This window comes from Psychrobacillus sp. (assembly GCF_056205495.1).
In genome coordinates, this window is record NZ_JBAEAP010000634.1 from 1 (window position 1) to 11,484 (window position 11,484).

The 11,484-nt window shown below is 37.0% G+C and carries 16 protein-coding genes; 8 read left to right on the top strand and 8 right to left on the bottom strand.

The genetic code is table 11. From position 1 onward, the window contains the following. Positions 1 to 250: 250 nt before the first annotated feature. Both AC06OU_RS18065 and AC06OU_RS18070 read right to left on the bottom strand, forming a co-directional pair. A complete protein-coding gene (locus tag AC06OU_RS18065) occupies positions 251 to 1,354 on the bottom strand; it encodes an amidohydrolase (RefSeq protein ID WP_475857623.1) in 1,104 nt (367 codons plus the stop codon). 61 nt (positions 1,355 to 1,415) lie between these two features. After that, positions 1,416 to 1,610 (bottom strand): YwbE family protein, encoded by a 195-nt coding sequence (locus AC06OU_RS18070; protein ID WP_169359290.1) that lies wholly within the window; start codon positions 1,608 to 1,610, stop codon positions 1,416 to 1,418. Positions 1,611 to 1,823: 213 nt separating this feature from the next. Here AC06OU_RS18070 and AC06OU_RS18075 point away from each other — a divergent pair, with 213 nt between their 5' ends. The 6 genes from AC06OU_RS18075 (at position 1,824) to AC06OU_RS18100 (ending at position 4,700) form a co-directional block, all read left to right on the top strand. Then, positions 1,824 to 2,264: a peptidylprolyl isomerase gene (locus AC06OU_RS18075; RefSeq protein ID WP_475857624.1), complete on the top strand. Its 441-nt coding sequence runs from the start codon at positions 1,824 to 1,826 to the stop codon at positions 2,262 to 2,264. 142 nt (positions 2,265 to 2,406) lie between these two features. Beyond that, positions 2,407 to 2,589, top strand: a complete 183-nt coding sequence (locus tag AC06OU_RS18080) for a hypothetical protein (RefSeq protein ID WP_240949685.1) — start codon at positions 2,407 to 2,409, stop codon at positions 2,587 to 2,589. 99 nt (positions 2,590 to 2,688) lie between these two features. After that, a complete protein-coding gene (locus AC06OU_RS18085) occupies positions 2,689 to 2,994 on the top strand; it encodes an ArsR/SmtB family transcription factor (RefSeq protein WP_169359292.1) in 306 nt (101 codons plus the stop codon). A 2-nt stretch (positions 2,995 to 2,996) separates the two neighbouring features. Continuing rightward, positions 2,997 to 3,689, top strand: a complete 693-nt coding sequence (locus AC06OU_RS18090) for an SRPBCC domain-containing protein (protein WP_475857625.1) — start codon at positions 2,997 to 2,999, stop codon at positions 3,687 to 3,689. Between the two features lie 424 nt (positions 3,690 to 4,113). Beyond that, positions 4,114 to 4,305 carry a hypothetical protein gene (locus AC06OU_RS18095; RefSeq protein WP_475857626.1) on the top strand — a complete coding sequence of 64 codons (192 nt, stop codon included), beginning with the start codon at positions 4,114 to 4,116 and terminating at the stop codon, positions 4,303 to 4,305. Positions 4,306 to 4,496: 191 nt separating this feature from the next. Beyond that, entirely contained in the window at positions 4,497 to 4,700 is a 204-nt protein-coding gene (locus AC06OU_RS18100; RefSeq protein ID WP_169359295.1) for a YjcZ family sporulation protein, read from the top strand. Positions 4,701 to 4,792: 92 nt separating this feature from the next. Here the strand turns inward: AC06OU_RS18100 and AC06OU_RS18105 are convergent, their stop codons facing one another. From AC06OU_RS18105 to AC06OU_RS18120, 4 genes are all read right to left on the bottom strand, one after another. Continuing rightward, the gene (locus tag AC06OU_RS18105; RefSeq protein ID WP_475857627.1) at positions 4,793 to 5,464 is read right to left on the bottom strand and encodes an SOS response-associated peptidase; all 672 of its coding nucleotides are present in this window, start codon (positions 5,462 to 5,464) and stop codon (positions 4,793 to 4,795) included. Positions 5,465 to 5,578: 114 nt separating this feature from the next. Further along, complete coding sequence (locus AC06OU_RS18110; RefSeq protein WP_475857628.1) at positions 5,579 to 6,691, bottom strand: DUF1648 domain-containing protein; 1,113 nt, start codon at positions 6,689 to 6,691, stop codon at positions 5,579 to 5,581. Between the two features lie 3 nt (positions 6,692 to 6,694). Continuing rightward, positions 6,695 to 7,078 (bottom strand): GntR family transcriptional regulator, encoded by a 384-nt coding sequence (locus tag AC06OU_RS18115; protein ID WP_475857629.1) that lies wholly within the window; start codon positions 7,076 to 7,078, stop codon positions 6,695 to 6,697. A 563-nt stretch (positions 7,079 to 7,641) separates the two neighbouring features. Beyond that, complete coding sequence (locus AC06OU_RS18120) at positions 7,642 to 8,286, bottom strand: FMN-dependent NADH-azoreductase (RefSeq protein ID WP_169359299.1); 645 nt, start codon at positions 8,284 to 8,286, stop codon at positions 7,642 to 7,644. Between the two features lie 202 nt (positions 8,287 to 8,488). On the opposite strand from AC06OU_RS18120, the gene AC06OU_RS18125 reads away from it, so the two are divergent. Then, on the top strand, positions 8,489 to 8,701 hold the full coding sequence (locus tag AC06OU_RS18125) for a hypothetical protein (RefSeq protein WP_169359300.1): 213 nt from the start codon (positions 8,489 to 8,491) through the stop codon (positions 8,699 to 8,701). A gap of 58 nt (positions 8,702 to 8,759) precedes the next feature. Here the strand turns inward: AC06OU_RS18125 and AC06OU_RS18130 are convergent, their stop codons facing one another. Together AC06OU_RS18130 and trhO are read right to left on the bottom strand one after the other, a co-directional pair. After that, entirely contained in the window at positions 8,760 to 9,197 is a 438-nt protein-coding gene (locus AC06OU_RS18130; RefSeq protein ID WP_475857630.1) for a GNAT family N-acetyltransferase, read from the bottom strand. A gap of 212 nt (positions 9,198 to 9,409) precedes the next feature. Then, entirely contained in the window at positions 9,410 to 10,354 is a 945-nt protein-coding gene (gene trhO, locus AC06OU_RS18135) for an oxygen-dependent tRNA uridine(34) hydroxylase TrhO (RefSeq protein WP_475857631.1), read from the bottom strand. Between the two features lie 639 nt (positions 10,355 to 10,993). Between trhO and AC06OU_RS18140 the strand changes: the two genes are divergently transcribed. Next, positions 10,994 to 11,281 (top strand): 3-isopropylmalate dehydrogenase, encoded by a 288-nt coding sequence (locus tag AC06OU_RS18140; RefSeq protein WP_475857632.1) that lies wholly within the window; start codon positions 10,994 to 10,996, stop codon positions 11,279 to 11,281. The last annotated feature ends 203 nt before the right edge of the window (positions 11,282 to 11,484 follow it).

Here is an 11,484-nt window from a genome sequence, read left to right on the forward strand (position 1 = left end):
AAAAGCTGCTACGATTGTACCGACTATTAGCGGAATGTGAGGACCTTGCTCCAACTTAACTACAGCAATAACCATTGTTATAATCATTACTATTAAAGGCGTAATCGCCCACAATAATGACATTTCTTTTTTCTCTGTTTGTGCCTTCTTTTCTGCCATTCCCTTCACCCCTTCGCGACTTTTTTAATTATTATAAATTGTCGTTTATTAGTCGCTATTAGGGATATATTAATCTTTTATTAAAAATTCGTCAATCTTTTTTGGTAACTTGTAAAAGCGTTTTCATAAGGACTTGAGCACCGATATAAAGCGCTTTACGGTCAAAAGACATATGTGGATGATGAAGACCAGGAGAAAGGTCTGCACCGACCCCAAGCATAGTAGCCTTTAAATCTGGCTGTCTAATCGTATAAAAATGGAAATCATCACTACCTGAGGTGATAACCTCTTCCGCTAGGTTCTCTTCTCCTACTGCTTCCACGATCCCTTCTCTTGCTATTAAAGCAGCCTCATTGGAGACTTCTGCTCCTGGAGTGATATCCTGCCATTCCCATTCTATATCTATATCAAAAAGAGCTTGAAGAGCATGTAAATTCTTTTCAATTTGTACTTTCATCTGTTTTAGCACACTATTCTTTTGAGCACGTGCATCAATTGAAAAGCTCGCTGTACCAGGAATAATATTAGAGCTCTCACCGCCAGCCTGAATTTTAGTTAGTTTCGCGGAATATGCCTCAAAAGGAGAAAAATATAAGTTCTTTAAGGATTGATGTATAGCGACTGCTACATCAATTGCATTCTGCCCTTGATGAGGTCTGGCTCCATGGGCATCCATTCCTTTAATTTTACCTTCAAGAAACATAGCCGCTCCGTGGTGAATTGCTGGTGAGACCTTACCAAAAGGTAGTTCTTCTATCGGTCTTAAGTGCACACCAAAGAGATGCGTAACTCCTTCAAGCGCTCCTCTATCGACCATAGAATTGGCACCATTTCCTTTTTCTTCTGCAGGCTGGAAGATGAAACGAATACGTTTATTTAATTTTTCATCCTTGAGTAAAAGAAGGGCTCCTAAAACCATAGAGATATTAGCATCATGACCGCAGGAATGATTGGCTCGGTATACCCCGTCCACCTCCTGCCACAAAGCATCGATATCTGCACGAATTGCTATCACTTCATCCCCTTCACCTATCTCTGCTAGGAGGCCTGTAACATCATCAAATAATCGATAAGGTACGTGCAGCGAATCAAGGATCTCTGTTATTTTTTTCGTTGTTTCGAATTCCTTCCAGCTAACTTCGGGGTATTTATGAAAATGTTCAAACCACTCTAAAATTTGAGATTCTACCTGCATCTTTTCTCATTCTCCCTTTACACTTTTTTTATTTTTAGAGCTTTTTTGGAGCCCCAATTTTTTACTTTATGATTTCACAGACACGGCCAATTTGACCATCTGTGAGTCTTACTTTAATACCGTGTGGATGAAAGGATGAATTCGTTAAAATATCTTGAACGATTCCTTTTGTTTTGTTACCGGTACGCTGATCCTTCTTCAAAATAATATAAACTTCTAGTCCTGCGTGAATGTCTTTTCTATTTTGTCCGTTCATATAATCACCTCTTTTTGTATCGTACCACTTTCATATCCTGCTTACATCCATTTGTTTAATTGAAACCGGTTTTCCTTAGTAAGTTTTAGAAGAAATGGGCGCCATCTTATATTTAGTACACTACACATGCTAATAACAGCTATGTTCTTTGGAAAAAGCAAGAGTTCATGCTATACTGTGAAAGAATTTTCATTACAAAAGGAGTGTTTTATAATGGCGAAAAAAGGTTATTTCCTTATGGAATCTGGGGACAAAATTGAATTTGAACTATATCCAAACGAAGCACCAAACACAGTAGCTAACTTTGAAGAATTAGCTAACAGTGGTTTCTACAATGGTGTAGTGTTCCACCGTGTAATTCCTGGTTTTGTAAGCCAAGGTGGAGACCCAACTGGTACAGGTATGGGCGGAAGCGGTAAAACTATTAAATGTGAAACTGTTGGAAATCCTCACAAACACGAAGCTGGAAGCCTTTCTATGGCTCACGCTGGAAAAGACACTGGGTCAAGCCAATTCTTCATCGTTCACGAACCACAACCACATTTAAACGGTGTTCACACTGTTTTTGGTAAAGTAACTAGTGGTTTAGAAGTAGCAAAAGCTATGAAAAACGGCGACAAAATGGAAAAAGTCGAAGTATTCGACGAAGCTTAAGTTAGATATTTTAGGTCTTGGGGTAATTAATTCCAAGGCCTATTTTAAATAACAAAATCACACCCCTCCCCCCAGCTACATCCCCCGTATCGTAAATCACTGAACAATAAAAACAGATTATTACATCATAGGAGGTAAAAGGATGAAGGATTTCCATTGCTGTGCAACTTGCATTCATTTCAGCAGTGAAAAAACGACTAAAGGCATGTATTATAAATGCAAAAGATTAGGCTTTCAAACTGAACCCTCTCATAAATTCAACTGTTGGAACCCAAAAGAAAATGTAAGAAAGCTAATGGAGAAGACAGACACTAGTAAGTCTTAAATGATTTAACTAAATATTACAACTATATATTTACACCACTTATCCAATATTGTATATTTTACATATAACCAAAAGGTTATGTGATGAGGAGGTCATTTTTTGACGGACATTTATAGAGCAATAGCAGATCCCATACGTCGTCGTATTCTCACCATATTGTCTCAAAAGGAATGTACTCAAACCGAACTAGTTGATCATTTCCCAATCTCCCAGCCTGCAGTAAAAAAACACCTCACTATATTGCTAGAAGAGGAATTAATTGAGGAAAGAAGAGAAGGAAAATATCGCCTCTATCGTTTAAAGCAAGACAATTTTGCTGTTCACTATAAAAAATTGCAAGAAGAGATTGGTTTGATATTAGAGGATAAGCTCACAAAGCTAAAAAACTATTTAGAGGAGGATTAAAATTGGAGAAAGTTGTTCAGTCGGTTCAAAGGGAAATCTTCATAAAATCTACACCTGAGAGGGTATGGAGAGCACTTACACAAACTGACGAGCGTAATGCCTGGGAAACAAGAAGCTGCGAAATGGATATTAGAATCGGCGGACAGGTAACCCTAGATTATGGGTGGGGCGCTAGCTATGTAGGAACTATTATAGAGTTAGAGGAAGAACAAAAGCTCGTTATGCAAGGGAACGACAAGCAATTGACCACATGGACCATTACTACTGAAGCAGATGGTGTCCTTGTCTCCATTGAATATACAGGTTCTTGGACTGGGGACATTGGCTTAATGGAAATGGACAATATGCTTTTTGGTACTTATCAGTTCATGTTAAACCTTAAGAGTGTATTAGAAAAGGAAATGGATTTACGCAAAAACTTTTGGAAAAGTTGGATTGGTGTCTTGCATCGTACTGCGGATAAACGAGAAGGAACTAAAGTAGTTCAAGTAATAGCCTCTACTCCAGCGGATGAGTTAATAGAAGTAGATGACGTGATAACAGCAGTAAATGGAAATCCGATTCAATGTTATGACGACTTGGAAAGGTATGTATTTTCATGTAATCCCGGACAAAATTTAATTATTTCTCTTAATCGAAATGGGCATGAACTGCCGGTTAGCCTTCATACGGTTGGTTTTGGTCAATTCAATTAATTTAGCTATATTGGAATCCAAGTAGGCCCTCCTTTGAGAGCCTACTTTTACTTTTTGTTATGAAGATATCTGTAGGACTAGCAACAGACCATCTCTCGTCACTAGGCATGGTTGTAAAGACTTATCCACCAACTCGCTCGCTTCGCCACCTACAGCTTTGTAAAATCTACCCTCTTAAGCCCTTTCCTTACATCTCATTCATTCGCTCTTAATAATAGTACTTCAGTTTTTAAAACATCTCAGTAAAATCCAATATCTTGTAAATAAATTCCTTTTATAGTCATAATTATTTATTCTTTTAATATTTGGTTACTATATTACAATATAGTAACAATTATAATATAAATTTGTATATTTATACCTTTTATATGTTTTTGTAGGTATAATAAATTATAACAAAATAGTGATAGGCGGAGGTGTACCTATGTTTCTAATCACTCGCAAAATCAATGGTACAACAGAGACCTTGAAAAATTCCAACAGCCAATTCAATAAAACTTTTACAACTTATGAGGATGCCCATAAGTTTGTTCTAAAGTTAAATAATAATATTATTCCTTCTAAGCATTGGAAGGTCACCGAAGAGACGATGGAAATTACAAACGAGCAGTCATAGCTGCTCGTTTTTTTATGTTCCTACGTTTCCGCTAACTTGCCAAACCCCATCTCACCCTTCAAGACAAGCAGACCCAACATTTTTTTGTTTCGCCTAAAAAATAATATGAAAAATCGTTACATATTCATCAGTCTAACCTTATCCCTCTACATATAAATAAGATAACTCTTAGCGAGGAGGAGGTGTTAATAATGAGTTATTCAAATTATTGTGGTGGTGGCTACGGCGGTGGATACGGCGGTAACACTGGCGGTGGCGGTTACCCAGGCGGCGGAGCTGGCATGGGTTCTGGATTCGCTTTATTAGTTGTTTTATTTATTCTTTTAATCATCGTAGTTGGTACTTTCGGATACGGAAGTGGCGGCGGCGGTTATGTTGGCGGAGAGTCCTGCTAAATAAAATGTGTTAATGTTCCTCCTAGTTACTATACTTTACCTCACAAGACGGGCTTTTAGGAGCCTGTCTTTTTTTATTTCAGGAAGTTATTTTATAATGAGTATAAGGGCTCAGCATAATTATTTTTTGGAGTATTTACTTCCTTCGAAACTGGATAAGCCTGCATTAGATTTGATTCATAAGGGGTGAGCATTGCTTTAAGCCTTTCTTTATCACGAAGGTTGGGATCTAACCAATTCCCGAACTTTTCTGGTGGAAGTATGACTGGCATACGATCATGAATAGTCTTTACTAAAGAATTAGCTTCGGTAGTGAGAATAGTGCAGGAATGAACCGTTTCTTCATTCCCCCTTTTCCAGGTCTCCCATATTCCGGCTACTCCAAATAGTTCATTGTTTTTCATTTTAATAAGCATTGGAACCTTTTCCTTTTCATTTGCGATCCATTCATAAAAGGAATTCATAGGTATGATACATCTTCGTTGTGTAAAAGCATTACGATAGCTAGGTTTTTCATCAACTGTTTCAGACCTTGCATTGATCATTTTGTAACCTATCTTCTCGTCCTTCGCCCAGCTGGGTATTAACCCCCACCGTAGCTGCCCCATTCTATTGCTGGTTCCATCGTTAATAATAGCTACGACAGACTGAGAAGGGGCTATATTATAATTAGGATAATAATCCTCTTCATTGGATACAAACTGCACATCAAATTGTTCTTTAATCTGTTCCATATCCGTATATAGACTAAAACGCCCGCACATAAGAGAACCTTCCTTTCTAATTATCTGTCCTATATCCTTTTCCTATTTATCGTTCGTTCAAACGCAGACAAAAATTAACAAAATCCCTAGAGTGCTTTACTCTAGAGACATTTTCTATAAGAGAAATGAAATACCAATAATGAGCACGATAGGTCCTAAAATAAATAACCACGCTAACGGTCTTGCAAAGTTGACAGACCAGCCAACACCAAAACGTTTTTCTACAAAAATACTTGGATCATCTTTGTTGATATAAAAAATACCGCCCTTCCAAAATCGATTATCATCTACAGATGTAATATGAGGATTTCCTACAACCGCTTCTTCCTCTCCTACTTTCAAACGTGATCCTCCTTGACCAACTTTTACAGTAAAAATAGCTACACTAGCAAAAGCTAGCACCAAAAATCCTATTGGTAAAGCAATCATAACTAGGGATGAGGTTATTTCAGGATGTATAGTCTGTAACTGAAGATATCCCATCAGCAAGGTGACTCCTACCGACATGACAAAAGAGAGCCAGCTAGAGTATTTCCGAAATGCAAGCTGCTGCTTAACGGAAGTTTTTTTGCGTTGAGGGCTAATGCTTGTTCCCGACATTTTAATTCCCTCGCTAGTAAATAAAAACATTACCTGCACTATCAATAAAATTAGTGGAAGGGAAATAACAGTAAGATAGTTTTTCTCACTAAAAGCATCTGCTTCCCCAGTCGGACCCCAATGAGTAGGAATCATGTCCGGCATCTGTGAATATTTTAAAAGCGTATAAACTATAAGCCCGATCGATACTATCATGGGAATAATAAATAAAATTCTTGGCAGCAGTTGAAGCTTTTCTTGAAATCCTAAATCTACTACTTTCACTTCATTTTTGTCGGAAAACCAGCGACGCTGCTCCTTTAATTTCTTCATTTTCGTATGCATGATGAAGTAATAGGCAACGCTCAGAAATAGAACACCAATTTGAACTCCAACACTAACAAGAGCCAATACTTCTTCCTGAGGATTTTGAAGCAACGCCCAAGCAATATAGCCCGCAAAAATAACTAACCCAACAAAAAGAACTACAGCTGTGTATCTATTTTTTAACTGAAGGATTTCCTTGTCCTTTTCGTGCTGCTCAGGAACGTTTACACCAAAAACAATCGTTGGTTTTAAAAATCTTGGAATGTATGCCTGTAAAATTGTAATAAATAAAAGAATAAATCCAAATAACAACAAAATCATTATTTACCCCTCCTTAATTTGTCGAACAAGCTCTCGTACCATTACAACCATTTCTTCCTCTGAAAGTTGCAATACCATCCCCTCTGCTAACAATGGGCGAATCTGTTCAGCTAACAGCTGCTTTTGTTGATCTGTTGCTTTTTCCATACCTTTTGGTTGTATAATTACCCCTGATTTCGGAACAATTTGAATGAAATCTTTCTCTTCCAAAAGATGATAAGCCTTATTAACCGTATGCATATTCATACCCAAATCAGCGGCAAAGCTTCTAACAGATGGCAAGGAATCCCCCGGCTTTAGCTCTCCTCTAGCCATTCCTTCCATCAATTGTTGCGCTAGCTGTAAATAGATAGGCACAGATGAATTCGGCTTTATCTCTATAAACATTTCATGACCTCCTATTTACCTCTTGTTCTATATATATTATAACACGCTGTTCTATATGTAGTATATCAAAATGTTTTTATTTTTGGCTATGTTAAAAGGTAGAGTTGATTTATGATGCAAATACATCAGAAAGTAGAATTGATTTCCGCACCAGCCGGACGCTTTCCGTGGGGTGAGCGATAAGCCATCACCCATCGCTAACGCGCGTGGTTGTGATGTCTTATCTGTCTCACTCATCCCACTGGAGTCGCCGCCTGCCGCTGCAATCAATAATTAGAAACGGCTTTGATCCGTCGGTAAAGTTCATTTAATAAATTTAATCGCATAAACAAAGTCGGAAAACTGTCTCCAACCATACTTCATAATTTATCGTAATGGGTACCGGCACTATTAAAAATTTTCAGTTTGGTAATCAATTGTGGGACTGACATACCTTGAGTCGATTTACTATATTCCGTGCCTCTTTGTATCGGGATGCATTCTAGCCCTCCATTGATAAGAATCTCTCCTATAAAAAAAACCGACAAGATCTCTGAGGATCTTGCCGGCTCCAAATATGTTTATTATCCTTTTACTGTTAACTCTACTAAGCGTTGAGCAGAAGCTTTTACTTCTTCCATACCTGCAGAGATAATTTCTTGTGCTTTAGCAGGCATAGCATTGTGACCTTCAATAATTACTTCATCAATGATTTGCATACCGAATACTCCACCAAATACTGCACGCATATAGTTTACAGCCATTTCCATTGGCGCTGCTTCAGGTGTAGAATAAATTCCACCACGAGCGTTTAAGAAGATTGCTTTTTTATCTGTCATTAATTGAACCATGTTGCCTTGTGCATCATATTTAAATGCAAAGCCTGCAGCATATACATAATCAATAAAAGTTTGTAATTTAGCAGGGATTGTTAGATTCCATAATGGGAATGCAAATACTACAACATCTGCAGCAGTTAATAGATCCATTGCTTTTTGTTTAGCTGCTAATAAGCGAGATTCAACGTCCGTCAACTCTCCACCAGTTTGTACTTTACCGAAAGCATTGAAAAGGTCTTGTCCGAAATATGGAGTATCCTCTTCATATACATCATAAACTGTTACGTTTACATCTTTACCTTCAAGTTCAGCCATGAAAGTTTCATACATTTTACTTGAAATTGCTTCTGTTGCTGGTCGGTTATTTGCTTTTACTACTAATACGTTCATTTTTATAACTCCTCTATAATATCCATATATTTTTATATTTTTATTTATCTCAAATTCGAGACTTCTCTATATTATATTAATATAAGAAGACTGTCAAAAGGTTAGCTCCTGTTAGTTATTTGCTTCTATGTTTTTCTTATCCTTGGAAACTTTAACTATTAATGTATTTGTTATACTATTTATATAAAGGGAGGTGCATTTCTTGGAGGATATTATTGCTATCTTTATTTTTTCAACTATTGGCTTATCCTTGCTGAGTTTAATCGCTATGGGTGGCTACGTAACAGTGAAACAACAGCAGCATAAACAAAAGGAATTAGAGATAGAACTTTTGCGTTTAGAAAACGAGGCTTTTATGCTTTTGGAGCGAAAAGCTATGCGAGAAGAAAAGCATCTAGAGGAACCTAAGAATTGAATATAAAAAGGTGCTCCTTGTAAATAACTTCACAAAGAGCACCTTATAGAATTGTTGTTTAAAGTCCTATTACATGAGTGGTGTCAGGAGATCTGCGGTCAAATATAAAGCCGTTTGCCCGATAAAAAGCATCCGCTTTCATGGATTCGGTTTTAGTGGTGATTTCGTTGAACTGACCTTTAGCATCCTCTAAAATTGCTTTAAAAAGTTCACTGCCGATTCCTCTTCTACGATAATCAGGCAATGTATAAAAACGATGCAATCTAGCAGAATCTGCTCCTAAAACATCTCGATTTAAGCCTCCGATTGCCACTAGCTCTCCTTCATTCCAAGCACCATATAGTGCCTCTCCTTGCTCGCTAAACCTGTTTGTACCGTCCTCATACTCAGCAGCTAGCCTGGATACAAAACGGTACCCTTCTTTTTCGCTTTCTTGAATTAGCTTGGATACGTCGACCTCATTCAAATCAGAAATTCTTCTTACTTCGATTGCCATATACGCTCCTCCATTCTATTTGTAAAAACGAACTCCTAGTAACTTTCGATATACAGAAGCGAATAACCTCTATTCATCAATATATTTCTATCCTTCCACAAATAGAATGGCTTCATTCAAGTACCCTTTAAAGCTTATTTGCTGATGCAGACTTGTCTTAATAAAAATAAAAAAAGACTGCGCTTAAAAGCACAGTCCTTTAGCAAACGAAATTAGATAGCAGCTAATCTTGCTTCTACTTCTTCATCTGTCAATTGATGTTCTACAATATAGCGATTACGCGGGTGTACACGACACTCGTGTGAACAGCTGCGAAGATACTTGTGTTCATTTTCTTCCGAACATAGAATTTTGTCATTACAGTCTGGATTTGCACAGTTTACGTAACGTTCACAAGGCTCTCCAGTGAAATGATCTTTCCCTACAACTACATGCTCTACTTGGTTAATCGGAACCGCAATACGCTCATCAAAAACGTACATTTGACCATCCCATAGCTGACCACGAACTTCTGGGTCTTTACCATAGGTAGCAATACCTCCGTGCAGTTGACCAACGTCTTCAAATCCTTCTCTAACTAACCAACCAGAGAATTTTTCACAGCGAATTCCGCCTGTGCAATACGTTAATACCTTTTTACCTTCAAAAAGCTCTTTATTATCGTGAATCCATTCAGGAAGATCACGGAAGTTTTTGATATCTGGACGGATTGCTCCACGGAAATGACCTAAGTCAAATTCATAATCGTTACGAGCATCGATAACTATTGTATCTTCAGCTTGCATTTGCTCATAAAATTCTTTTGGAGACAAGTATTTACCTGTTAATTCATTAGGGTTGATATCTTCCTCTAATCCTAAGTGAACAATTTCTCGCTTTGGACGAACGTGCATTTTCTTAAAAGCATGTCCTTCTGCTTCATCTATTTTAAACACCATGTCAGCAAAACGTTCGTCTGCTTTCATCATGTCCATGTATGCGTCTGTTTGTTCAATTGTTCCGGAACAAGTTCCGTTTATACCTTCGTTCGATACTAAAATACGCCCTTTTAACCCTAGTTCCTTACATGCAGCAAGATGTTCTTGTGCAAATGTTACTGGATCTTCAATTGGGACGTATTTGTAGTAAAGTAATACTCTGTATGCATTTGTGTCCATTTTTTACTCCACCTTTTCAAATTTTGTCCATCGCTTTATCATAACAAATTTAAAAGGAGATGTTAAATAGTTAGTTTTATCAAAAAATAAACTAGTAGTAATTAGAAAAGTTGACTTTGTTAATGATATTAAGAAATCTTTAAATCAGAAAATAGAATTGATTTCCGCCCCAGCCGGACGCTTTCCACGGGGTGAGCGATAAGCCATCACCCATCGCTTACTCGCGTGGTTGTGATGTCTTATCTGTCTCACTCATCCCGTAGGAGTCGCCGTCTGGCGCTCCAATCAATAAATGAGAACGGCTTTAATCCAACGATAAAGTACTTATAAACTTACTCTCATACAACACAGTCGTAAAAATGTCATCATCACCAATTCATCATCTATTTTTATTCTTAATAGTCATTTGAATGTCACTAAAAAAAGAATTATTAGTCAAAATCAACCAATAACTTTAACAAAGCTATAAAGTTTTAATATCTGATAGGTTATAACAGTGAACACTCTTTATCTATTACCTTAAGGTTTTATTTTTCTTTATATGGAAGAGTTAGTAAAATGCTACACTTAAACTAATAATGATCATCGCAAACAATATTTTAGTTGTGGTGGCAAATAAATTTACTGATGGAGGTTCAAATGGATAGTTTTTTCATAATACTTTTAGTCTTTTTTATCGTTACTGCCAATATTATTGGATTTCTAACTTACAGAAAAAAGAAAAGTCTATATTACTCCGCTTTTACTATATTATATCTAGGGGTTTTGTTCGGCTCCATTGGTGGTGCAATAACCGTATTTGTTATTAATGATCCTTTCGCAATATTTTATGGTCTGCAAGTAGCGTATTATTTATTAATTAACAGTGTTATTGTTTTTCTAATTGCTATTTTAACGACCGTAATAAGAAAATTTAACATCGGATGAAAAACTTAATTATCTCAATTATTAAGTACTGAAGACAACACTGTAGGACTGTCTCTTCTTAAAATTGGTAGGGGTGGTTCCATATTATTCAGGAAGAGGGGCAGGAACGATGGATAGATTTGTACTACCACACATGTATTTGTTTTTTGGAATCATATTATTTATCTTGGCAGAGTTCACTATTCCAACTGGAGGCTTTTATT

Coding starts and splice junctions, on each gene's coding strand:
- AC06OU_RS18065 (WP_475857623.1), bottom strand. CDS start 1,354: ATGCAGGTAGAATCTCAAATTTTAGAGTGGTTTGAACATTTTCATAAA.
- AC06OU_RS18070 (WP_169359290.1), bottom strand. CDS start 1,610: ATGAACGGACAAAATAGAAAAGACATTCACGCAGGACTAGAAGTTTAT.
- AC06OU_RS18075 (WP_475857624.1), top strand. CDS start 1,824: ATGGCGAAAAAAGGTTATTTCCTTATGGAATCTGGGGACAAAATTGAA.
- AC06OU_RS18080 (WP_240949685.1), top strand. CDS start 2,407: ATGAAGGATTTCCATTGCTGTGCAACTTGCATTCATTTCAGCAGTGAA.
- AC06OU_RS18095 (WP_475857626.1), top strand. CDS start 4,114: ATGTTTCTAATCACTCGCAAAATCAATGGTACAACAGAGACCTTGAAA.
- AC06OU_RS18100 (WP_169359295.1), top strand. CDS start 4,497: ATGAGTTATTCAAATTATTGTGGTGGTGGCTACGGCGGTGGATACGGC.
- AC06OU_RS18105 (WP_475857627.1), bottom strand. CDS start 5,464: ATGTGCGGGCGTTTTAGTCTATATACGGATATGGAACAGATTAAAGAA.
- AC06OU_RS18110 (WP_475857628.1), bottom strand. CDS start 6,691: ATGATTTTGTTGTTATTTGGATTTATTCTTTTATTTATTACAATTTTA.
- AC06OU_RS18115 (WP_475857629.1), bottom strand. CDS start 7,078: ATGTTTATAGAGATAAAGCCGAATTCATCTGTGCCTATCTATTTACAG.
- AC06OU_RS18120 (WP_169359299.1), bottom strand. CDS start 8,286: ATGAACGTATTAGTAGTAAAAGCAAATAACCGACCAGCAACAGAAGCA.
- AC06OU_RS18130 (WP_475857630.1), bottom strand. CDS start 9,197: ATGGCAATCGAAGTAAGAAGAATTTCTGATTTGAATGAGGTCGACGTA.
- trhO (WP_475857631.1), bottom strand. CDS start 10,354: ATGGACACAAATGCATACAGAGTATTACTTTACTACAAATACGTCCCA.
- AC06OU_RS18140 (WP_475857632.1), top strand. CDS start 10,994: ATGGATAGTTTTTTCATAATACTTTTAGTCTTTTTTATCGTTACTGCC.